Consider the following 23,101-nt stretch of genomic DNA (forward strand, 5'->3'; position numbering starts at 1 on the left):
GAGTACGAGGCCATCATGAACGAGCAGGTCGCACTCGCTGCCTGACTAATCTGTCACCTAAACGTGCAGCAGACCCGATGGACCGGATTCCCCTGCGTCCAGTTGTGTGCTCATCGCTTCCGACAACACGGTTGCATGCTCGTTCGGCTACCATCTTTCCCTCGAGCAGCCGCCAGAAGTTCATCTACTGCGTCTTTCGGACGGTGGTCATCAAAGCATCCGAATTGATGATGCGCTCGACTTTTCCACAGTTGCCGCTACGCGAAACTCCTTCGTCACGCTCACAATCAACTCGGGTAGCGGAGACGTCTCAGTGACCGCATTCGAGTCCTCCGGACAGCGAGGGTGGTCCCGCGTAATCGACGAGGTAACCTTCGCAGACGGGCAGCCCCGCGACGCCTACGGCAACTATGCACGTGATTCGTACGACCTCTTCGCTACTTCTGATCACATCGTGGTGTCTGGTGCGGGCAATCGTTCAGTCGTACTCGATGCTTCGACGGGAGAACCACGCACACCAGCCGACTCTTCGGGACTGAACTTCGTCGACGGGCGTGGAGTTCAAGTCAGCGCGAATGCGCTTGCCATAGAGACCGCGGCGACCAACGCAGCGACCGTATACGTCGATGGTCAGACCGCCCCCTCGCTCGTTGAATTCACCATCGAGCCAGGTGAAGGGCACTTCATGGACTCTGCGTGCGGAGGAAGTGGATCTGATGACGGCCCCATCGTCCTGTGCAGAACGAACTGCGACCAAACCGAAGTGGTGATGTTTCTGCCCGGAAGCAGCGAACCGATGCGACGCGTACTCGATTGGGGGAACGCCTCTTTGACAGACGTATCCGAGTTCGGGGTGCTCGTTTCGTCCCGTGAAGATGAGAGCCTAACGATCCGACTTGATCCGGTCACAGGCGAAACAACGGAAACCGCGTGCCAACTTCGAGCTCTCGGCCCGGAGGGAACTGCTATCGAGGATGAGCACGGGTCATATCCCTGGACAACGGTTGGAGGATGTGACCACAACGGTAACATCTGGGAGACTCGTCTCACCGGCCAGTGGTACCTCCAGTACTACGGCTCGCGCATCACCTTGTTCTCTGAAAATGAGTTTACGGTGCTGAAGTGACAGACTCGAAGTTCCGAGATTTGGTGAGTGGCTCTGACCCTCGTAAGCGATTGACTATCCGACTTGCCGAGGGCTCCCACCGCGAGTGCGATGGGAACGGATGAAGAAGGGCGAGCTGTAGTTGCATCTCGAAATCGAATCTCGCTGACCGCGCGGGCGCGGCGGTGCTGCGCTTATGGGCGCTTCCCGCGCCTTACGTATGGGCCCTCTCACTATTTCGCGTCTTCCTCACTGGGCCCTACGAAGTAGAGCACGACCAGTCCGATGAGGAAGATGCCGATGCCGGCGAGGCCCAGCGGGCTGCGCACGGCCTGCACCACGGCACCGAGGTATGGGACGGTGAATTGCAGCAGTCCGGCTTCGGCGACCGTGGAGGGCTGCGGATCTGGCGACGCATTCGCGTCGCCCTGCAGCTTGAGCTGGGTGCCTCCCTCGGCTGCGGGCTCGATAGCGATGATGCGGTGCGTCACTGGTCCGAGTCCATCGGGTCTCGGCACCGTCACCACGTCGCCGACGGCAAGCTCCGACGCGGGAACGGTTGGCGTGAGGATAAGTGAACCCGTAGGGATCCCGGGCTCCATTGATCCCGAGATCACCACGAGCGGGCGCAGACCCGATGCCAGCGTGATGACGACGAGCAGTATCGAGAGCACGCCGATGACCGCGGCGAAGTTGAGGAGGATGGAGCGCACGACCTCGAAGGTTCGCAATGCCCTGCTCGCTCGTCTGGCGCTCACCGAGGTCATGAGTCAGCAGTCGCCGTCAGCGCGATCGACACGTTAAGCTCGCCGGCTTCCTGCGCGTGCAACTCGGGAGTATCGAGCAGATGCAGAAAGATGCGCAACGTCGTAGCACTCTCAACGGGGCCGGACCACGTGGCACCGTCGGGAAGTGGTCCCGCCTCGCGGGCCGCGAGCGGCACCACCGGGACCGCCGCATCGGTCAGTGCGACCCCGTCCTCAGGCGCGTCGGGGTCGCCGATGAGCATCTCCGTGCTGCCGTCTTCGCGCACCAGCGCCGCCGACACCCGCACCTCGGTGCTGACGTCGGCGACTCCCGCGAGCTGAGCGGTGAGGGCCATAGGAACCTGGGCGCTGTTGTTCCCGATGCGCAGCGACGTCACCGCTGTCGCACCCGGAACAAACGGCTCATCACCGGTAAGTTCTGCCTGAAGCCCGTCCGAGCCGAACCCGGTCACGCTCCCGTCGTCGTCGATATAGACGGCGTCGAATCGTGCTTCTGCGGAGATGCGCAGATCAGCGCGGTCTGTGTATGCGGCGACCGTGGACCCGACGGCCGCCATTACGACCGTCGTTGCTCCGATCATCGTCAGCAGCAGTGCCCCGACGGCGATGCCGCTTCTGCGGCGTCTCGCCACAGTTCCCCCATGGCTGGCGTTCACGGTCGACCTCGATTCTCGCTGGATCGCCGTCGCTGCAGCGCGGCCAGAAGCACGCACCCCCCGGCGCCGATGGTCGCAGAGGCTAACCAAACGAAGTCGGCACCGCCGGTGGTGGGCAGGTAGGGAGCGCTGGGCGGGTCTGCCGGAACCGGGGTTCAGCCGGGGTTGGTGTGGGCTCCCCCGACACGAAAGCGGAGAACTTCCAGTCGACGACCCCCGCGGCGGTGCGGTACTCGTCGCCGGCCTCGCTCGGCAGTAGAACTGAGGCGCCCAAGGAGATGCTCTCACCGGGGTCGACCTCGTCGACCCCGAACACCGTGCCGACGACGTCCGCGACCTGTCTCTGATACAGCACGTCGTTTCCGTTGGTCAGCGTGATAGTGGCGGGCGTGTCACCGGCGAAGATGTCGCCGGTGACGTTCGTCACTTCGAAGGTCGGCGCCACGGGGCTCGCAGCGACGTTTCGCGCACCCATCGACCATTCGACATCGTGTCCGGGGCCGATGACGCGTACCTCGACGCTCGCGGGGCCGTCGGGCGCGAGTACCTCAGCAGCGTGCGCCGGTTGCGCTCCGGCTCCGAGCAGCGCAAGCGCGAGAATCGCGGATGCGACTACACCGTTGCGTCTCATTGACGTCACGGGTGCTTCCCCGGTCGATGCGTTCCAGTGAGCCGCGCACCGCCTCGTCGAGCGACGTGTCGGGCGCGCCACAGCGGTGAGCATCCGTCCGAGTCAGAGGTCTGAGTCGCCGCTCGGCAAGAGCTGACGGTGAGGAGGTGGCGGTCAGGTGACTGTCACGAGTACCCGCTGCCAACCGCTCGACCCGTCGGGCGCGATCGGTGCGCGCTCCTCGATCTGGGTCTCGCCGTTCTTGTTGATGGCCCGCACCTCGACGTAATGGGTTCCGGCGGTGGCCTCCCACGGCATCATCCACTGCACCCAGGTGTCGGAGTTGATGGGATTCGAGAGGGTGGCGGACTGCCAGTCGCCGTCGTCGATCCGCACCTCGACGCGATCGATGCCGACGGTCTGGGCCCACGCGACGCCCGCGACGGCGACTGTACCCGCCTCGACCGGCTTTCCCGTACGAGGGGTGTCGACGCGCGAGGCGAATTTGATGGGCGCCTGCGCGGCGTATCCGCGCGGTGTCCAGTACGCCTCGTCGGCGTCGAACGTCGTGACCTTCAGCTCGGTGACCCACTTGGTCGCCGATACGTAGCCGTACAGGCCGGGCACGACCATGCGCACGGGGAAGCCGTGCTCAGGGGGCAGCGGCTCGCCGTTCATCGCGACAGCGAGGATCGCGTCGAGCCCGTCGTCGGTGAGCGATTCGAGCGGGGTGGATGCCGTGTAGCCGTCGACGCTGCGCGAGAGCACCATGTCGGCTCCTGTTTGCGGCCCGGCCATGTTCAGGATGTCGCGGATGGGGACGCCCTGCCAGATCGCGTTGCCGACGAGCCCGCCGCCGACCTCGTTGGAAACGCACGTAAGCGTGACTGCATACTCGTCGAGCCCCATGCCGACGAGGTCGTCGAAACTCAGCTCCACCCGCTCGCGGACCATCCCATCGATCACGAGCCGCCATGTGGCGGGGTCGACCGCGGGCACCGTCAAAGCCGTGTCGACGCGGTAGAAGTCGGCGTTGGGGGTGATCAGAGGTGACAGACCATCGACCTCGAACTCGGCGCCTTGGGGGATCGTGACGGTCGTCCGCGGCTCGGGCAGCCGCAACTCGCGGCGGGCGGCGTCAATGGAGGCGCTCGTGGCGTTGAGCATGCGAGCCCCGATGCCGACGACCACGGCCGACAGGCCGACAGCGCCCGTGACGATCAGGAACCACCGGCGGCCGACCTCGCGTGCTGCGGGTGGCTCGGCGTCGGGCGACCCGGTCCGAGCCGCGGAATCCACGACCACGTCACCCGACCACCCGCGCAGCCGTGTGATGAGCAGGATGAGCACGGCGCAGCCGACGAGGGTGCCCAGGATCGGCGGGGCGGCGGCGAGCACCGATGCACCGGCACGGGTGACGATCGCGGCGGTCGAGAGCGCTCCGGCGATGACGATGACGACGAGCCCGAACGGGCGCGCGAAGAACTGCAGGATGCCACCGATCGCGGCGGCGATGATGACCGCCAGGCCGAGACTGCAGAGCAGCACGACCTTGTCAGCTTCACCGAAGGTCGCGATCGCGAACTCCTTCATCGGCTGCGGCACGATGTCGATCACAAACGAACCGACGGCGAGGATCGGGCTGCTCTCAGGGGCGACGAGCAGAGCGGCGAGTTCGGCGACGGCGAGGAACGCCGCAGCGCTCACGATGCCGGCGAGCGCGCTCCACAGGGCCCAGACCCAGCGGCGGTTCTTCGACTTGGTCGCTGGAGCTGTCGATTTTGCCATCGTCGTCGCCTCTCGATCGGCACATCAGTTTCGCCGTGCATAGTGTGTTCGTCGCCGAGCACGCAACGGATGGAATTTCCGAGGCGCACCCAAGGACGTTGACCATTTGACGCCCGCGCGATCAACCGGAAACGATGCAAGGCGGGTTGTGGGCCGGATTGGTTTCAGTTGACGTGCTCCCGAAGCGTCCGCGAAAGTAGTAGGCGTCGCGCCCCTGTTCCGACTCGAACTGCTCGAGAAGGCGAGCGCCGTGTAACTTGTCACGTCTCGTCGCCAGAGGAATCATCGCCCGAGGAGCCGTCACGGGCGATGAGCTCGGGGCCCGTGTCGAAGAGGCCGAGTCGAGTGTGTGCGACGGGGTCGACGGCCGTGACCGTCACCCATCCGTCGGCCAGATGGGCGGCATCCGTTCCGGGCTCGGGACGATTCGGGAGGTCTTCGACCGCCAGTCGGATGTACTGCGCATCGTTTTCAGAGAGTGTCGTCTGAACGATTCCGAACGGTGCCAGGGCGGTCTCCATGTAGCCGCGATGGCTGCCGGCGTTGGGCACGTTGACATTCAGCGTGGTCCCGACAGGCAGCCGCAGCAATTGCGGTAACAACCCCACAGCCGCTTCGGCGGCCGTCTCCCAGTGGAACTCCCGTGGCTGCATCCCCACGTCCAGCGACACGGCTAGGCCGCGCGCCCCGTTCAGCGCCGCGGTGAGCGCTGCTCCCACCGTTCCGGAATGAAGAATCGCGCGTCCGACATTTGCTCCGTGGTTGGCGCCCGACAGCACCACGTCGGCCGGTTCGCCGAATGCTCCGCGTGCCGCGATCATGGCGATGAGGCCGGGTCCGCCGTGGACGGCGAACGCAGAGACGTGCGGGAGCTCATCGAACCCACGGCGGTCGACGGCGATCCGTCCGTCTTCGTCCTCGGCCATGATGGACGCGCTCGAACCGCTGGACTGCGTCGCCGGCGCGGCGATGGTGACGTCGTATCCCGCTGCGACTGCGGCTGCGGCGAGAGCCAGCAACCCCGGAGCATCAATGCCGTCGTCGTTGGTGACGAGAACGCGCGCCATCATTCGTCCCCCTCCGCGCGGGTATCCGCATCGTCCGTGCTCTCCCGGTTAGAGCGGCCTTCCGCGCGTTCCTCCGCACCGTCATCTACAATGCGAGTGGTAATCAGTTCCTGCAGTTTGGCGACGGCCCCGGCGTCGGCGGTTCCCAGGCCGTGCCGGGTGACATTCAATGCGCCCGCGGCAGCTCCGAGGATGACGGCCTCGCGTGCGCTCTGACCTCTCGACATGCCGGCGACGATGCCCGCGGTCAACGAGTCTCCGGCCCCGTGGGTGTCAGTGGTCTCGAGCTGCGGTGCGGTCACCTCCAGCACACCATGCTCGTCGTGGAAGAGCGAAGGATCGGAGGCCCGAGTGACGATCACGCATTCTGCCCCGCGGGAACGCAACGACCGCATCGCCGCGCAGATCTCCTCCTCCGTGGGCTCGGAGATGAGTCCTGCGTCGAGGAGCTCCTCATGGCTCACCTTCAGAACGTCCACACCTCCCGCCACAGCCGCATCCATTCGATCTCCGGCGAGATCGACGACCACCCTCGCGCCAACGGTCCGCAGATCACTGGCCAGTCGGCGATAGGTTTCTGCAGGAAGGACGTCGTCGCCCGCGGGACCACTCAACACGACCAACTTCGTCTCCAATCCTTCGCGGATCATGACGCTGTACAACTCGTCGAGCTCGTGCCTGCCGAGCGGATCGCCCTGCTCGGCAACAATCTCGCGCCGCTCACCGGCTCGCCGGTCGTGCACGTAAGCCGCTCCCCGCCCCTCACGTGCCACGGATACCAGCCGGAGGCCTTCATCCTCGATCAGATGCCGAAGCACGCCGCCCGTCTCGCCGCTGAGGACAGCGCACAGTGTCACCTCCATCCCCAGCCGTCGGAGCATCCGCGCCTGCCAGACCCCCTGTCCACCCGCGTGCACGTGCACCTCATTACCAGATGGATGATCCTCGACGGTCACAGTGAGAATCGGAGAAGGCGCGTAGATCGTCACATCACTCATACGCGTACCATATGCCGAGCATCAGCGCTTCGCTCGCCCCTTGCGCCGAACGCCATCTCAGTGAATCGAGGCGAGGTCGCAGGTTCAGATTCCGCACGCCCTGCTTCACCTGCCGTGCTCGCGGCGGGAGGCTTCTCGGGTACTGGCCGAGCCATCTCGATCTGCTCACCGCTGCCGGAACGCCGGTGAACGGCGTTTCGGTCACGGTCAGCGACCGGGCCGGGAAATACCCGAGCGCCGTCCGCCGGCACCGGGCTGCGATGCGGGCCCTGCGGCAGGACCGCACTTTTCGACAGGCTCGTACTCACCCGCCGAAATGGGCGAACGCAATGCCGACGAGTCCGGCGATCCTCCCGTCCACCCGCAGGCAACCTTCGCGCTACTCTGCTTCCCTACGCTGACCTGAGCGTCCGGCGGCCATGCAATTCAGTCTGAATGGCCGCACGTGCATTCCACACTCAAGAAAGGTCTGCGGCAACTCGTGTCTGTAATTAGACGAACACCCCTGAAAAGAACGCTCGCAGCCGGGCTCTGTCTCGGCATCGCTGTGAGCAGCATCGCTCTCGCTCCCGAATCCACACTGACGGCCAGCTACGCGTCACCCGACACCGGGGGCCTCGACCTCAGCGGCAGCGATTCGAGCCTGCTTCGCGCAGATACGCGGCAGCTCGCCCCGGGCCTGAAGGCCACAAGCTTCGACCGGCTGCAGGGCGAGGGCTGGGTGACTGGTGACGTGCTCGTTGCCGACCTCTCCACCCCGACGCTGTCGATGGACGTGCGCGACTCGGGCAGCCTCACGAAACCTGCCCCCGTCACCGAGCACACCCTCGGCGATCACGCCGTGGCCGCGGTCAACGGCTCGTTCTTCGACATCAACAACTCGGGTGTCGCTCAAGGCACCAATGTCTCGTCGAGCGAAGGCGTGAAGTCCACGAGCGGGTCACCGGTCGAGAGCTTCACGATCACCGAGGGCATCGCCGCGATCCAGGCGCTTACCTCGGCCGCCACTCTCGAGGTGTCGGGTACCACGCACGATGTGAGCACCGTCAACAACATCGGTATTCCCGCCGACGGTATCGGGTACTTCACTCCCATGTGGGGTGAGTATCCCATCGCGCGCGCCATCGGCGGGCCTTCGAACATCGATCCGAAGTTCCTGCGCGTTGAAGTGAACGACGGGATCGTGACGCGCACGTCGGACGATCTCGCTGAGATCACGGGGCCGACCGCCATCGCTGCGGGAACGGGCGTCGTGCTCGCGCGCGGGTCAGCCGTCGATCTCTTCGCAGACGTGAAGCCGGGCGATCCACTGCCGGTTACGGTCGCCACGAGCGCCGACGTCGATCTCGCGATCAGCGGCAACCAACGGCTTGTCGCTGATGGCGCAGCCGTGGGTGCTCCTGACAGGGGCGAGCCCCGAACCGCCGTCGGCGTGAGCGAGGACGGCAGCGAGGTTATCGTGGTCTCCCTCGACGGACGCCAGAGTCATTCCCGCGGCATGGCTCTCGACGAGCTCGGGGAGTTCATGGTCGAGCTCGGCGCGCATAATGCTGTGAACCTCGATGGTGGCGGATCCAGCACCCTTCTCATGCGCGAGCCGGGAACCAGCGAGCTCAGCGTTGGCAACGCGCCCTCCGACGGTCACCTGCGCAGCGTGCCCAACAGTCTGGTGTTCTCGTCGACTGCTCCCGACGCGGGACTCGTCGACGTCTTGGTCGCTCCCGAGTCGAAACTCGACGACGCAGACGCGGTGTTCCCCGGTTTCTCACGGACGGTCTCGGGCATCGGCCTCGACTCGAACCGCGGTGCACGTGCTACCTCGGGCGAATTCTCGGTCGCGGGAGGAAACGCGACGCTCGCAGCAGTTGACGGAGACACGGCCAAGGTCATCGGAGCCTCCCCGGGCACCGAGCTCGTCACGTTCACCGCCGAAGGCAAGTCAGCGACGAGCGAGATACGTGTGCTCGGCGACCTCGACAGACTCCGCGCGAGCCAGAGCGTCATCGCACTCGCCGACGAGAACGGCAGCGGAACGGTGACGATCACCGGCCTCGACAAGGACGGCTTCAGCGCACCCATCGAGGCCGCAGATCTTACGGTCTCGGCAGGTGCAGATGTCGCCGTTGAATCGCTCGACGGAAATACGTTCACGATCACCCCGCGTGCGGCATCGGGGGCAGCGACCGTGTCGTTCTCCGCGGGTGACCGCCGCGTCGACGTAGCGGTGACGATCGGCCTGGAAGAGGAGCCGGTGTCAGACCTCGCAAACGCGAAGGACTGGACCTTCCGCTCAGACCGGGCGACCGGTCACATCGCTGAAGCAACCGGACCGAACGGCGAGGCAGGGCTGAAACTCACCTACGACTTCGCTTCGTCCACGGGCACGCGCGGCGCATATGCCGTCGCACCGGAGCCCATCGAAATCGCGGGGCAGCCGAAGGCGATCAAGATGTGGGTGCACGGGGATGGCAATAGCACCTGGCCGCGCCTCCAGATGAAGACCGGTGCTGGCACGACCATGAACATCGACGGCGCTCACACGAGCTGGACGGGCTGGCAGGAGCTCACGTTCAACGTGCCGGTCGGCACCGCCTACCCGCTGAAGCTCGAGCGAGTGCGCATGATGGAAACCTCGGCAGCGAAGCAGTACCAGGGCGAAACCATGTTCGCCGGCATCCGCGCCGTCGTCGCACCCGAGGTGGCACAGCCGCAGGCGCCGGTCGAGCATGATCCGCTCGTCGTCACCAACGGCACTGTCGACGAGCGCGCACAGCGCATCGCGGTGATGAGCGACGCACAGTTCGTCGCCCGCAATCCCGAGGGGCCGAACGTACAGGGGGCTCGGCAGACGCTGCGCGAGATCCTCGCCGCGAAGCCCGAGATGTTCGTGATCAACGGTGACTTCGTCGATGAGGCTGCTCCCGAGGACTTCGCGCTCGCACGGAGAATCCTCGACGAGGAAATCGGCGACAAGCTGCCCTGGATCTACCTTCCAGGCAACCACGAAGTGATGGGCGGCTCGATCGACAACTTCATCGCGGAATTCGGGCCGACGAAGACGAAGCAGCAAGTGGGCGGCACGCTCGTCATCACCCTGAACACCGCGAACGGCTCATTCAACGGCTCTGACAAGCAACAGATGCGCTTCCTCGAAGACGCGCTCGCCGAGGCCGAGAAAGACTCGACGGTCACTGGCGTGCTCGTGTTCGCGCACCACCCGGTGGACGACCCGAAGAGCAGCAAGGACAGCCAGATCAGTGATCGCATCGAAGCGAAGCGATACCAGGATCGCCTCGCGGTGTTCCGAGCCGACACGGGCAAGTCGATCGCCTCGATCAACGCCCACGCGGGGGTGTTCCATGCGACGAGCCACGAGGGCGTATCGACGTTCCTCAGCGGCAATAGTGGCAAGGGGCCCTCGAGCACGCCCGATAAGGGTGGCTTCACCGGCTGGACGATGCTCGGCATCAACCCGAACTCGGGTGTCGTAGGTCACGACCCGGCCCCCGTGGCGAGCCGCACGAACTGGCTGCAGGCCGAAGTAAAGCCCCGTGTCGACGAGCTCACGCTCGGCGCGACGGCGGCGATTCCGGCGGCGATGACCGTCGGCGAGGCGGTGACCGTCGACGCCACCATCTCGCAGGACGGCGGGCGCATCGTTCCCGTGCAGTGGCCGATGAGCGCGGTGTGGGGCGGCGACGGCGTCGTGGTCGACGACGGATCGGTCGAGACCGATGAGCGAGGTCGTGCAGTGAGCGCGAGCGCGAGCGAGGCAGTCGACGAGAGCGTGCTCCGATTCAACCCGTCGACCGGGGCATTGACCGCGACCGGGGCGGGGGATGCAACGCTGAGGGTGACCGTGAACGGCGTCACCAACGAGCACGCGATCACGGTCGCGGAGGACGCGACCGGCCCTGCGGATCCGGGCGACCCTCTCGAGCCTGGCGCCCCTGTTGAGCCGGGAGACCCGAACGCACCGGGCAACCCGGTTGAGCCAGGAGACACGGGAGAACCCGGCAACGGCGGAGTCACCGGAACCGGAGACGGGGACGAGACCGCCCCTGGTGCCGCTGCCGCGGCCGAAACTGCAATCGGCTCCGACGGAAATCGGGTCCTTGCCGACACCGGTGGTTCCGAGCTTCAGTGGCCGCTCGCGATCGCGCTCATGAGCGCGCTCCTCGCCGCGGGCAGTCTGCTCCTCTTCTCGCGTCGCCGCTGGTCGGCCCCAGCCGGGCACGGGCCAGAACACCGTTAGAGGTGGCCGTCGCCGCGGGTACCAGCAGAGCGTTGCGGCCCGCGGCGACGTTCCCGGCGGCGAGCCCTGAACCTGGCGACCTTCGCCGGGCCCCAGCGCAGCACGGCGGGACGCCACGGTCTTCCGCGGAGCCGGGCACCGCCCACGAAGATCGTCTCAGGCTGCTCGCGAGTTGGAAGGCCCCAGTCGTGACAGATGTTTTGTGACGAATCCCCTCCGCCACTCGTCTTACCTGCGTAGCCCAGTTCCGCCCCTGCGCCCCCAACCCGTAGGAGCGAGCTGGGCTACACCTGCGTCTCACTCGTGCAGTGCGTCGCCGGCAGGCCGGGTGCCGCCGAGAGGGTCGAGCGCGACTACCGTGCCTACCGCGCCTGCCGCGCTCACCGCGGAGACACCCGCGGCATCGTGCCATCGGAAGCCGGCGAGCTCGCGCGACACCCGCGAAGAGCGGGACGCGAGCCGGAGGAGGCCGTAGCCGAGCATTCCGCCCGTGACGTTCCAGATGAAGTCGTTGACATCTGCGATGTCGCCGCCGGCGAAGAAGGCCTGGGCGGCGAGCTGCGCCGCTTCGATGCAGAAACTCGTCGTCGCCGCTGCCACCAGCACCTTCCACGCGGAGGGCCGCCGCATGAGCAGCGGTATGAGCACTCCCAGCGGCACGAACACACCGATGTTCATGAGCGCGTCGCCGACCTCGTAGTCGTTGAACGGCACGAGCGCCACATGCGGCGTCCACGGCTGGCCGATCCGTACCGGGTCCAGGTGAATGGGAAACACTGTGTTGGCGAAGATGCCCGCCGCATATATGGCCACCGCACCTCCGACAGCGGCACGGGGCCAGGTGAGTCTCCTCCGCCTTCCCAGGTGGATCAGCAGCAGAACGAGTACCGCAGCCGCAAAGGGAACCGCCACTGGAAGCACCGGGACAGTCTCGAATGGGTGGTCACTCATAGTCACGACACTATCGAGCACGTGCGGCGGCCCCACAATCTCGGGTGTGCAGGAGGTGAGCGATGCGGTACTCGTGCTCTTGCACAAAGAGACGGTGGCGCGTCGGGCGCGTGACGCGATGCCGCGAGGATCGCTCGCCCGTGCTCAGCTCAGACGCACGACGGCCTGCACCACGTCGCGCACGTACGCCCGATCGAGGTCGCGGCGTTCGAAGTACCGGTGCATCGGCCACCCTTCGATGAGGGCATCGAGGGCCTGCGCGGTGCGCTCGGGGAAGTGCAGTGACAGGGCCTCTCGACTCAGCGTCATCCATTCGTGGCAGTAGGCACGCACCGTCGCGTTGAAGCTGCCGAAGGAGTACATCTCGAACAGCGCCCGCATCTGCCTCTCGTCCATGTAGTCGCCCGTGATGAGGTCGGCGACGGCGTCGATCGCCGCATCCGTGCTCGCGACCTGCTCGAGTTTCACTCGATACTCCCGAGACATCGAGAGGTACATGTGCTCGAACGCCGCCTCGAAGATCTCGTGGAGGCCGCCGAAGTAGTAGGTGAGCGAGCCCGGCGGCACCGACGCCCGCGAGGCTATCGAGCGATGTGTCACGCGATGCAGTCCGAGCTCGATGATGTCGTCGATCGCCGCATTCACGATCTGCGATCTTCTGTCGGATACCTCGTCGGCCATCGCTCTCCTCGTGTACATTTGAACACATTCTGTATGTACATTTGTACACACTCGTCGGAGCTCGCGCCACTCCGCGTGGAGCGCCACCACATCTGGGAGCCGCTTTGCATTCAGTCCTGTCCCGTCGTCGTCTCGCCCTCTTCGCACTGTTCTTCATCCCCGGCGTCACGATCGCATCATGGGTCACTCGCACGCCGGCGATCCGGGATCTGCTGCAGCTCTAGACCGCAGAGATGGGGCTCGTGCTCTTCGGGCTGTCGGCGGGCTCCATGATCGGCATCCTCTCGTCGGGTCCGCTCGTGGCTCGGTTCGGCGCGCGCCCGCTCATCCTCGTCGGCACTGTCGGAGTGATTCTCAGCATGCCCACGATCGGTTGGGGGTCGGCGACCGGCGCGCCGCTCGTCGTCACCGCCGGGCTGTTCGTGTTCGGCCTCGGCATGGGCGGGAGTGAGATCGCGATGAATGTGGAGGGCGCCGACATCGAGCGCGGCTTCGGTCGGCCGGTGCTGCCCGCCCTGCACGGCTTCTTCAGTCTGGGAACGGTCGTCGGCGCGACGGCCGGCATCGGGTTCACCGCACTCGAGGTCCCGGTGGTCTGGCATCTCGGCGCGGTCGGCGCGATCGCGACCGCTGCGCTCGTCGCCGCGATCCCGCACGTCCCGCCGGGCGTCGGCATCGCGCAGCGCGATGCGTCGAAGTCGCGCGGGCGGGACCGGTTGCGCTCGGCGATGGACGGACGGCTGATCCTCATCGGCGTCGTCGTGCTCGCCATGGCCTTCGCCGAGGGAACGGCGAACGACTGGCTGCCACTCGTCATGGTCGACGGGCACGGCCTCGATCCCGCCTTCGGATCGGCGGTCTACGCGGTGTTCGCCGCATCGATGACGGTCGGCCGGTTCGCGGGCGGACCGTTCATCGAGCGCTTCGGCCGGCCCGCCGTGCTCTGCGCGAGCGCTGTCTCGGGCGTCATCGGACTCGCTATCGTCATCTTCGTCGATCACCAGATCGCGGCAGGTGCTGCGGTGATCCTTTGGGGGCTCGGCGCCTCCCTGGGTTTCCCCGTCGCCCTGTCGGTCGCGGGCGCGTCGGGGCAGGATCCCGCCACCCGCGTGGCGATCGTCGCCACTGTCGGCTATGTCGCGTTCCTCGTCGGCCCACCGCTCCTCGGCTTCATCGGCGAGCACGCCGGGCTGCGCACCGCCCTACTCGCGCCGCTCGTGCTCATGGCGGTCGCGATCTTCCTCGCTCCCCGCGTCGCCGAGCGCCGCAGCGCCGAACACCGGCGGACGGCGACACGGGCGTGAAACGCACTCGCGTGCGGCACGGCACCAGCCGCGCGAGGGCTCACGATCGCCAATTCTGCAGAGACGCTACCGGCGCCGGAGCGCGTTGACGACGACGAGCCCGAGCGGCGCGAGAGAGCCGAGCATGAACGCCGTGCTGAGTACCGTGTCGGCGTCGCGGATCAGCGCGCCGCTGATCAGGAGCGACCCGAAGAGGATCGCGGGGGTCTGATTCCGGCGCCGCGTCTCGCCCCGCCGCAGGCGCTGCTCGAGCTGCGGCGCGCGCACTTCGAGTTCTCCGCTGTCGATGCGGTCGAGTGTGGCACCGATGCGCGACGGGAGGACTGTGAAGGCGCGCGCCGCGTCGATCGCGCGTCGCGTCGCATCGGCGAGCACGTTGCCGCGTTCCTCGCGGATGAGCCGCTGAGCGTAGGGCTCGATCGCATCCCAGAGATTGAATTTCGGATCGAGGGTGCTGCACACTCCCGAGGTGAGCGAGATCGCGCGGATGATGAGCAGGAAGTTCTCGGGGAGCTGGAACGGAAGCGTGCGGATCACGTCGCTGAACTCGTGGCCGAAGTCGCTGAGTTCGCGCGGGTCGACGTTCCGGAGCTCGGCGAACCCCATGCCCCCGAACCGGGCGAAGAGCTGAATCATCGCGCGCTCGAGTTCCGCGACGTCGGCCGTCGGCAGGAGAACGCCGACGTCGCGCATGGCGGCGACGAGCCCGCGCCCGTCGCGGGTGGCCGCTGCGATCAGCAGAGATCGCAAGGCTCCCCGAGTGCCCGCCGGCACCTCGCCCATCATCCCGAAGTCGATGAAGGTGAGTCGCCACTCCCCCGGATCAGCGGCCTGTGACGGAGTGACGAAGACGTTGCCGGGATGGGGATCGGCGTGGAAGAAGGAGTGCGTGAACAACTGATCGAACATGACGGCGGCGAAGCGCAGCGCTACATCATGAGGATCGATTCCCGCCGCACGCAGTGCCTCCGTGTCCGACACCTTGATCGCCGAGACATCCTCGAGCGTCAGCACACGGCGACTCGTGCGCTCCCAGACCACCTCGGGTATCGATACCCCGGCCTGCTCGGCGAAGTTCTCGCGGAAGCGCTCCGCGTTCGCCGCCTCCTGCAGGTAGTCGATCTCCTCGAGACTCGTCGCCGCGAACTCCTCCACGAGCGCCGGCATGTCGACGCGGCGCGACACGAGACGCACATGACTCAGCCAGCGGCCGACCTTGCGCAGGGCAGCGAGGTCGACCGCGACGATGCCGTCGATGCCGGGGCGCTGCACCTTGAGCACTGCCCTGGAGAACCCTACATCTTCCGCCAGAGCCGGGGCGAGGATCGCCGAGTGCGCCTGCCCGAGCGACGCCGCCGCGAGCGGTGACTCGTTCACCTCCGAGAACACCGTTCCGAGCGGCACGCCGAGCTCGGCTTCGGCGAGACGTCGGATATCGGCGAAGGACTCCGGCGGCACCTCGTCCTGCAGACCTTCGAGCTCCGCGGTGATCTCCGGCGGCAAGACGTCCAGCCGGGAAGACATGAACTGGCCGACCTTGATCATCAGGCCGCCGAGCTCGACCGCGAGTCCGTGGAATGCGCGCGCGAACCTGCGCATCCGTCGCGGTCGCGTCCGCTCGGTGATTCGGTGCAGCCCGAGCCGCGGGAGCACCAGCTCGAACCACCAGGCGTGCGCGAGGTGCCGAGATGCGAACCGGAGTATGCGGCGATACCGAACCCGGTCGATGTCGATCGGGAGGTCGCCGCTCGAAGTGATCTCGAACGACACCCCGTTCAGCCCTGGGCGAGAATGCTGTACAGGCGACGACGCGCGTCTTCGAGCACCTCGACCGCTTCGGCCACCTGCCCGGAGTCGCCCGAACGCCCGACCTGCGCAGCTGCCTGCGCGAGCTCGAACCCGGCCTGCGCGAGCGCCCCGTGGCGCTTCGGCCCGCTCTTCGACGCAGTCTCCCAGGGCGCCGTCGCCTCCCCGGCCGCCACCGCTTCGCCTCCGGCATCGGTCAGGGCATATGTCTTGCGACCATTGGACTCCTCCGCGGAGATCAAGCCCTCGTCGGCGAGCATCTGCAGCGTCGGGTAGACCGACCCCGCGCTGGGCTTCCACGAACCTCCACTGCGCTGCTCGATCTCTCGAATGATCTGGTAACCGTGCATCGGCTCCTCGGCCAGCAGCGAGAGCACCGCCGCACGCACATCGCCGCGAGCCATGCGCGACCCCGCTCGTTTCTCGAAGCCCGTGCGAAGCTGATCCATCGCCTCCCAGAGCGACTCCCCCGCCGCTCCCGCTCCGAACCCGAATGAATTGAACGACTGATGCATGGCTGCCTCCGTGTCTCTCATGACCGTGGTGAACGATACTGGGCAATATACGCCGACACCCTGAGCGATACGTGGGTATCGCGTTGCCCTGCTCCGGTCTGCACTACCCCTTCTTCCGGGCAGCGGTCTTCTTCGCAGCAGCTTTCTTCTCCGTTGCCTTCCTGGCTGCAGGCTTCTTCGCAGCAGATCTCTTCTTCGTCGTCGACGGCTTCGGCGACGACCGCTTCGCAGTAGTTTTCTTCGCGGGCGCTCGTCTCCGCGCCGACTGCTTCGCCGATCGCGACCGCTGCACGCTCTCCTTCAGCGCTGCCATGAGATCGATGACCTCGGCATCGCCGTCATCGTCGTCGCCGGACGACCCGAAGGTCGCCTCGGTGTCGAGCGCGTCGCCCTCGGCAAGCTTCGCCTGAACGAGCTTCCGCAGTTCCTCCTGGTACTCGTCCCGGAAGTCGGCGGCGTCGAAGTCGCTCGAGAAGCTCTTCACGAGCGCCGCCGACAACTGCAGCTCCTTCGAGGTGATCCGCACGCGCTCGTCGAGCTCCGGGAACTCGGCCTCGCGCACCTCGTCCGGCCAGAGGAGGTTCTGCACGACGAGTACGTCGTCACGCACTCGCAGCGCCGCGATCCTCGTCTTCTGACGGAGCGCGAACTGCACGATGGCCGTCCGATCGGTCTGCTCGAGCGTTCGCCGCAGCAGAACGTACGCCTTCGACGATTTGCCGGCCGGGCGCAGAAAGTAGCTCTTCTCGAACATGATGGGGTCGAGCTGATCCGTGGGCACGAACTCGACCACGGATATCTCGCGATTGCGCTCCTGCGGAATCGATTCGAGTTCCTCCTTGGTGAGCACGACCGTCTCGTCGTCCTCGACGTAGGCGCGATCGATATCGGCGTAGTCCACGGCCTCCCCGCATACCTCGCAACGCCGCTGGTACCGGATCCTCCCGCCATCACGCGCGTGCACCTGATGCAGCTCCACATCGTGATCCTCGGTCGCGCTGAACAGCTTCACCGGCACATTGACGAGCCCGAAGGTGATCGCCCCGGTCCATATGGCTCTCATACGTACAGTAGAGCCGAATCGGATGTCAACGGGCTACGCCTTGTGCATCGGTGCGGGGATGCTGTAGCCCATGGCCGCTGCACAGCACTCGGTGCGCATCGACGGGCGGGCCATCCGTTTGTCGAACCTGGACAAGGTGCTGTACCCGGCGACCGGCACGACGAAGGGCGAAGTACTCGGCTACGTGAGCGCCATCGCGGAGACCATGATTCCGCACTGCAGGGATCGAGCGGCAACCCGCAAGCGCTGGCCCGACGGGGTCGGCGAGAACGGCGACGGGCCCAGTTTCTTTCAGAAGGACATCGGCGACGACGCCCCATCGTGGGTCGCGCGGGGCAGGATCGACCACCGCGATCATCGCAACGCGTACCCGATGGTGAACGACGAATCGACGCTGGTCTGGCTCACGCAGCTCGCCGCGCTCGAGATCCACGTGCCGCAGTGGAGGTTCGCCTCTGCGTCCGCCGGGTCGGGAGACGATTCCGACGATGCGCGCAGCGCCCCGGATCGGCTGGTGCTCGATCTCGATCCCGGTCCCGGTGTGGATCTGCGCCAGTGCGCTCGCGTCGCCTTCATCGTCCGCGACATCCTCGAGGGCATGGGGCTCGATTCCGTACCCGTCACGAGCGGCAGCAAGGGAATCCACATCTACGCGCCGCTGGATGGCGCGCAGACGTCGGAGGAGGTCTCCGCCGTCGCCAGGGAACTCGCCCGCGCTCTGGAGAAGGACCACCCCGACGAGATCGTCAGCAGCATGAAGCGCACTCTGCGAGCCGGAAAGGTGTTCATCGACTGGAGTCAGAACAACGGCAACAAGACGACGATCGCACCGTATTCGCTCCGCGGCCGCGCTCGACCCACCGTCGCCGCACCCCGCACCTGGAGAGAGCTCGCGTCGCCGCACCTGCGCCACCTCGAGTTCCGCGAAGTGCTCGAGCGCGTCGAGCGTCGCGGCGATCCTCTGGCGGAACTCACCCGCGCGAGCAGTGCGGCCCGCACCTCCGAGCGACTCGAGCTCTACCGCTCGAAGCGAGATGCGAATCGGACTCCCGAACCGGTGCCCGAGCCGCACCGACGAACCGCGTCGCGTCAGGGCAACGCAGGCGAGCCCGCACACGACCGCACTGCCGCGCCGGTCTTCGTGATCCAGCGCCACGAGGCCCGGCGCCTGCACTTCGATTTCCGGCTCGAGCACGACGGGGTGCTCGTGAGCTGGGCGCTTCCCAAAGGCGTGCCGACGGATGCGAAGCGCAACCATCTCGCGGTTCCGACCGAGGATCATCCCATGCAGTACCGCACCTTCGAGGGCACCATCCCGAAAGGAGAATACGGTGCAGGCACGGTGCGGATCTGGGACAGCGGAACCTTTGAGCTCGAGAAGTGGCGAGACGACGAGGTCATCGCCACGCTCACCGGCACACTCGAGGGAGGGATCGGCGGCACGCGCACGTACGTCCTCTTCCGCACCCAAGTGGATCCGCCGCAGTGGATGATCCATCTGAAGGGTGAGGCAGGCGATGGCGCGGGGTCGCCGTCGCGAGCCCGCGGGCGCCGAGCCTCGCAGGAGGCGCCGCTGCCCGATGCGACTCGGCCCATGCTCGCGACGCGATCCTCGGCCGCGTCTCTCGAGCATCTCGAAGCCGGAGCGTGGTCGTTCGAGATGAAGTGGGACGGGATGCGAGCCATCGTGCGCGTCGAGGATGGTCGCGTGACCGTGACCAGCAGATCGGGGCGCGATGTGACCGCGAGTTTTCCGGAGTTGCAGGAGGCGTCCGACGCGCTCGGAGTGGACTCCGCAGTGCTCGACGGCGAGATCGTCGCGCTCGGCTCGAACGGAGCACCGAGCTTCTCGCTGCTCCAGGAGCGCATGGGGCTCACGGGCGCGCGGGAGGTCGCGACCGCGCGACGCTCCGCGCCGACTCGCTTCTTCGCCTTCGACGTGCTCGCGGTCAACGGCACCGACTGCCATGCCCTCCCCTATGACGCGAGACGCGAGCTGCTGCACGAGATGCTCGAGATCGAAGCCGGGCGTAATGACGCGGCCGACACCGCGAGCGTGATCACGGTGCCGCCGGCCTTCGCAGACGATGCCGCCGCTGCCCTGCGAGCCAGCCACGACCTCGGTCTCGAGGGGGTCGTCGCCAAGCGACGCACGAGCCCGTATCGCGCGGGGAGGCGATCGCAGGATTGGCTCAAGGTGCCGCTCTTCGACACAGCCGAAGTCGTCGTGATCGGCTGGCGAACGAGCGACGCCGACCCTGCAGGATTCGCGTCGCTGCTCGTTGCGCTGCCGAGCAACCGCGGCCTGCAGTACGGAGGGCGCGTGGCGAGCGGCTTCACCGCTGCTGCTCGGCGAGGCGCGCGTCGTGAGTTGGAGGCTGCAGAGATCCCGGATCCGCCCCTCGACGTGCCGCGTGAGGCACGACGCGCCGCCCACTGGGTCGAGCCGAAGCTCGTCGGCGAGGTGACGTTCCGCGAGCGCACCCCCGAGGGACGGTTGCGTCACGCGGTGTGGCGAGGATGGAGGCCGGACCGGGATGCATCGGAGTTCCTCGACTCCCCGTAGAATCGTGCCTCGTGGCAATTGGATCAACGATGCACACCTTCGAGGTGGATCTCGCCGACGTCGACCGCGGAGTGTATGAGCAGTTCACACTGCGGGTCGCTCGGCACCCCTCCGAGACCGAGCCGTTCATGGTGACCCGGATTCTCGCGTATTGCCTCGAACACACCGAAGGCGTGGCGTTCGGTGGAGGCGTCTCCACGGTCGATGAACCCGCCGTGCTCGTGCGGGACCTCACCGGCGCGCTCTCCGCGTGGATCGAAGTCGGCGCACCCGATGCCCCGCGCGTCCATTCCGGTAGCAAGTCAGCCGATCGGGCCGTCGTCTACACTCACCGCGACGCCGAGAAGGTGCTCGCCAACTGGCGAGGGAAGACGATTCATCGAGCCTCCGAGATTCGGCTCTTCGCCATCGATCCGGCCCTCGTGAGCGGTGCCGTCGAAGCGCTCGAGCGACGGAATTCGCTCACCGTCTCGCGCACCGAGGGCCAGCTCTACGTAGACCTGAACGGCGTGAGCCTCATCGGTGCCGTGGCGGAGCACCGTCTCGAGGAGCCGCGCCGGTAGCCGTCACAGGATGATCGTCGTCGACCCCGGGTCGACGCGACGACGTCTCGCGGCGCCCCAGATGATCGCCACTCCGACGGCCGTGAGCACCAGTCCGCCGACGACCGCGGCGATCGACAGCGCCACTCCGGGCCAGAGCAGGGCGAGCACACCCCCTGCGAGCAGCACTACGCCGGGCACGATGCCGATGCTCGGGCGGCTTCGAGCGAACTTCATGCCGATGGCGAGCCAGAGTGCGCCGAACGCGATCATTCCGAACCCGGCGAAGCTGACAAGCGCACGCGCCGTGGCTCCGGTGAAGGCGAGCGCGATGACGCCGGCGACCACCAGCAGGATCCCGCCGATCGATCGCCCGCGCGCGAGCAGCACCGCGCCGTTCGCGATCAGCGCCGACGCGAAGAGCACGACGAGGATCCAGCTCGCCGAGAAGAACGGCCACACCACCAGCCCCAGGCCGATGAGCGCGACGATCGCACCGATCGCGATCACCGTGCCCTTCGGGAATGCGCGTGAGGCTCCTCCCGGTTCGTTCGAGCCGCCGCGCATGGGAATCGGCATGTGGGACTGGGACACGGAGACCTCCGAGCTCGAATGGGCGGGTGCGTGGCGTGCGCCGGCGGGCGGGTCGCTGCCATGCAGCCACTGTACGTCGCCCGGCTTCGGATTCTCCTCGAGCACCCCGGCTGATCGCCAGCGGCGCAACCCGTCGCGGCGGCGCTCGCTTCGGCGGCAGAATGGAAGCGATGATTCGCGAAGACTTCCTCCGGCCGGCTCTCGAGGTGGCACCGCAGCTGCTGGGTGCCCGGCTCACCGTGCACGCCCCTGAAGGGCCGGTCGCGATTCGCATCACCGAGGTCGAGGCGTACCACGGCGTCGGGGTGTCCGGTGTGCACGACGCGGGTTCTCATGCCCGCAACGGACGCACCGAGCGCAACGCCTCCATGTTCGGCCCGCCGGCGCACGCCTACGTCTACTTCAGCTACGGCATCCACTTCGCGTTGAATCTCGTGTGCTCGCCGGAGGGCACGGCGTCCGGCGTGCTCGTGCGCGCGGGCGAGGTGGTCGCCGGGGCGGCCCTCGCCGCTGAGCGCCGCAGCGCACGCCGTTCGAGTGCCGAACTGGCGGCACCGCATCTCGCCCGCGGCCCCGGCAACGTCGCGCAAGCGCTCGGCATTCGTCGCGAAACGCATGACGGGCTCTCGCTGTTCGCGGAGCCGTTCGCGCTCGAACTCCCCACCGGCACGGCAGAGCGCATCGCCGCGGGCCCGCGCGTCGGTGTCGCCGGCACCGCAGGCGGCCCGGAGTTCCCGTGGAGATTCTGGATTCCCGGTGACCCCACCGTCTCGACGTTCCGACCGGGGCGAAACGCCCCACGACTTCCGCGAAGCGCTTAGCGCTCGTCCTCCGCATCGGCGCTCGTCACCGTCGTGAGCGCCGAGACGCCGGTCTGCGGATGGAACTTCGCGAGGCCCACGACCCCGATGATCGCAATGGCCCCCGAGACCACGAAGGCGAGGATCGCCCACCCCGGAGCTCCCGCCGCTTCGTCGAGCACGACGATGCCGATGAGCACTGCAACAATCGGGTCGATCACTGTGAGGCCGGCGACGACGAGGTCCGGCGGCCCCGAGGAGTAGGCGTTCTGCACGAAGACGAGCCCGAGGACCGCACCGGCGAGCAGGGCGGCGACGCAGGCCCACGTCAACCACTCGAACTCGCCCTGCTGCAGACGCCCGATCACCGACTTCGCGAACGTCGCGACGAACCCGTAGAGCACGCCTGCGCCCACGATGTAGATGAGCGCGACGCCTCGATGACGGAAGACGAGTGTGAGCACCGCGATGATCGCGAAAACCACGCCGAAGGTGATGAGGATCTCGATGAGCTTGCCGTCGGTGACCGTCTGATCGGAGGCCGTGAATGCCGCCACGCTGACGAACACCACGATGCCGAGCACGGCGAGCCCGATCGACGTCTGCACTCGCTTTCCGAGCTTCACACCGCTGACGCGCGAGTTCAAGATCGAGGTGATGACCAGACCGACCACGCCGATCGGCTGCACGATGATGAGCGGCGACAGCGACAGCGAACCGATCTGGAATACGACCGCGAGGCCGAGGAACAGGGTTCCCGCCACCCAGGAGGGTCGCCGCAGGAGGCTCGCGACATGCCGGAACGAGAGGCCGGCTCCGGCGCTCTGCCCGGTGATGCGCTCGACCTTGTTCAACCCTCGCGACTGGTACTGAGCGCCGAACGCGAGGAGTGCGGCTCCGACGAGCGCGAGCGGGATGCCGATGAATTGCTTCGGGTCGAGCGACGTCATCTCGGTCACCGCATCGGTGAGACCCAGATCTCCCATGTGCCGTGCGGCGTCAATCAGGCTCGAATGCACAGGACCACCCTAGC

General features: G+C 66.8%; 19 protein-coding genes. 6 read left to right on the forward strand and 13 right to left on the reverse strand.

Annotated features, from left to right (window positions below; all coding sequences use genetic code 11):
- The first annotated feature begins 106 nt into the window (after window positions 1-106).
- The gene (locus PQI23_RS09215) at window positions 107-1,126 is read left to right on the forward strand and encodes a hypothetical protein (RefSeq protein ID WP_339973808.1); all 1,020 of its coding nucleotides are present in this window, start codon (window positions 107-109) and stop codon (window positions 1,124-1,126) included.
- 212 nt (window positions 1,127-1,338) lie between these two features.
- Here the strand turns inward: PQI23_RS09215 and PQI23_RS09220 are convergent, their stop codons facing one another.
- The 6 genes from PQI23_RS09220 to PQI23_RS09245 form a co-directional block, all read right to left on the reverse strand.
- Complete coding sequence (locus tag PQI23_RS09220) at window positions 1,339-1,872, reverse strand: signal peptidase I (RefSeq protein WP_339973810.1); 534 nt, start codon at window positions 1,870-1,872, stop codon at window positions 1,339-1,341.
- Window positions 1,869-2,528, reverse strand: a complete 660-nt coding sequence (locus PQI23_RS09225) for a hypothetical protein (protein ID WP_339973811.1) — start codon at window positions 2,526-2,528, stop codon at window positions 1,869-1,871. The genes PQI23_RS09220 and PQI23_RS09225 overlap by 4 nt, the downstream gene beginning before the upstream one ends.
- A gap of 82 nt (window positions 2,529-2,610) precedes the next feature.
- Window positions 2,611-3,168 carry a hypothetical protein gene (locus PQI23_RS09230; protein WP_339973813.1) on the reverse strand — a complete coding sequence of 186 codons (558 nt, stop codon included), beginning with the start codon at window positions 3,166-3,168 and terminating at the stop codon, window positions 2,611-2,613.
- 144 nt (window positions 3,169-3,312) lie between these two features.
- Window positions 3,313-4,926, reverse strand: a complete 1,614-nt coding sequence (locus PQI23_RS09235) for a molybdopterin-dependent oxidoreductase (protein ID WP_339973815.1) — start codon at window positions 4,924-4,926, stop codon at window positions 3,313-3,315.
- A 260-nt stretch (window positions 4,927-5,186) separates the two neighbouring features.
- Window positions 5,187-5,996, reverse strand: coding sequence for a 5'/3'-nucleotidase SurE (gene surE / locus PQI23_RS09240; RefSeq protein ID WP_339973817.1), 810 nt, complete (start codon window positions 5,994-5,996; stop codon window positions 5,187-5,189).
- Window positions 5,993-6,991: a 1-phosphofructokinase family hexose kinase gene (locus PQI23_RS09245; protein ID WP_339973819.1), complete on the reverse strand. Its 999-nt coding sequence runs from the start codon at window positions 6,989-6,991 to the stop codon at window positions 5,993-5,995. Before PQI23_RS09245 ends, surE begins: the two co-directional genes overlap by 4 nt.
- 547 nt (window positions 6,992-7,538) lie before the next feature.
- Here PQI23_RS09245 and PQI23_RS09250 point away from each other — a divergent pair.
- Complete coding sequence (locus tag PQI23_RS09250) at window positions 7,539-11,246, forward strand: phosphodiester glycosidase family protein (protein WP_339973821.1); 3,708 nt, start codon at window positions 7,539-7,541, stop codon at window positions 11,244-11,246.
- 297 nt (window positions 11,247-11,543) lie between these two features.
- Here the strand turns inward: PQI23_RS09250 and PQI23_RS09255 are convergent, their stop codons facing one another.
- A complete protein-coding gene (locus PQI23_RS09255) occupies window positions 11,544-12,059 on the reverse strand; it encodes a VanZ family protein (RefSeq protein ID WP_339973823.1) in 516 nt (171 codons plus the stop codon).
- Window positions 12,060-12,341: 282 nt separating this feature from the next.
- On the reverse strand, window positions 12,342-12,878 hold the full coding sequence (locus tag PQI23_RS09260) for a TetR/AcrR family transcriptional regulator (RefSeq protein ID WP_339973825.1): 537 nt from the start codon (window positions 12,876-12,878) through the stop codon (window positions 12,342-12,344).
- Window positions 12,879-13,111: 233 nt separating this feature from the next.
- Here PQI23_RS09260 and PQI23_RS09265 point away from each other — a divergent pair, with 233 nt between their 5' ends.
- Window positions 13,112-14,182: an MFS transporter gene (locus tag PQI23_RS09265; protein ID WP_339973826.1), complete on the forward strand. Its 1,071-nt coding sequence runs from the start codon at window positions 13,112-13,114 to the stop codon at window positions 14,180-14,182.
- 66 nt (window positions 14,183-14,248) lie between these two features.
- On the opposite strand, the gene PQI23_RS09270 is transcribed toward PQI23_RS09265, so the two are convergent.
- From PQI23_RS09270 to ku, 3 genes are all read right to left on the reverse strand, one after another.
- The gene (locus PQI23_RS09270) at window positions 14,249-15,952 is read right to left on the reverse strand and encodes an ABC1 kinase family protein (protein WP_339973828.1); all 1,704 of its coding nucleotides are present in this window, start codon (window positions 15,950-15,952) and stop codon (window positions 14,249-14,251) included.
- A gap of 5 nt (window positions 15,953-15,957) precedes the next feature.
- Window positions 15,958-16,503, reverse strand: a complete 546-nt coding sequence (locus PQI23_RS09275) for a PadR family transcriptional regulator (protein ID WP_339973830.1) — start codon at window positions 16,501-16,503, stop codon at window positions 15,958-15,960.
- Window positions 16,504-16,606: 103 nt separating this feature from the next.
- Complete coding sequence (ku, locus tag PQI23_RS09280) at window positions 16,607-17,566, reverse strand: non-homologous end joining protein Ku (protein WP_339973832.1); 960 nt, start codon at window positions 17,564-17,566, stop codon at window positions 16,607-16,609.
- A 70-nt stretch (window positions 17,567-17,636) separates the two neighbouring features.
- On the opposite strand from ku, the gene PQI23_RS09285 reads away from it, so the two are divergent.
- Window positions 17,637-20,132: an ATP-dependent DNA ligase gene (locus tag PQI23_RS09285; protein ID WP_339973834.1), complete on the forward strand. Its 2,496-nt coding sequence runs from the start codon at window positions 17,637-17,639 to the stop codon at window positions 20,130-20,132.
- An 11-nt stretch (window positions 20,133-20,143) separates the two neighbouring features.
- Window positions 20,144-20,695, forward strand: a complete 552-nt coding sequence (locus tag PQI23_RS09290) for a YaeQ family protein (RefSeq protein WP_339973836.1) — start codon at window positions 20,144-20,146, stop codon at window positions 20,693-20,695.
- Window positions 20,696-20,698: 3 nt separating this feature from the next.
- Here the strand turns inward: PQI23_RS09290 and PQI23_RS09295 are convergent, their stop codons facing one another.
- Window positions 20,699-21,268 (reverse strand): DUF308 domain-containing protein, encoded by a 570-nt coding sequence (locus PQI23_RS09295; protein WP_339973838.1) that lies wholly within the window; start codon window positions 21,266-21,268, stop codon window positions 20,699-20,701.
- A gap of 170 nt (window positions 21,269-21,438) precedes the next feature.
- On the opposite strand from PQI23_RS09295, the gene PQI23_RS09300 reads away from it, so the two are divergent.
- Window positions 21,439-22,089, forward strand: coding sequence for a DNA-3-methyladenine glycosylase (locus tag PQI23_RS09300; RefSeq protein WP_339973840.1), 651 nt, complete (start codon window positions 21,439-21,441; stop codon window positions 22,087-22,089).
- On the opposite strand, the gene PQI23_RS09305 is transcribed toward PQI23_RS09300, so the two are convergent.
- Window positions 22,086-23,087: a DMT family transporter gene (locus PQI23_RS09305; protein ID WP_339973842.1), complete on the reverse strand. Its 1,002-nt coding sequence runs from the start codon at window positions 23,085-23,087 to the stop codon at window positions 22,086-22,088. The two genes, PQI23_RS09300 and PQI23_RS09305, sit on opposite strands and share 4 nt — an antisense overlap.
- Window positions 23,088-23,101 lie beyond the last annotated feature (14 nt).

The sequence above is a fragment of the Leucobacter sp. USCH14 genome (assembly GCF_037619215.1).
In the GTDB taxonomy this organism is placed as follows: Bacteria; Actinomycetota; Actinomycetes; order Actinomycetales; family Microbacteriaceae; genus Leucobacter.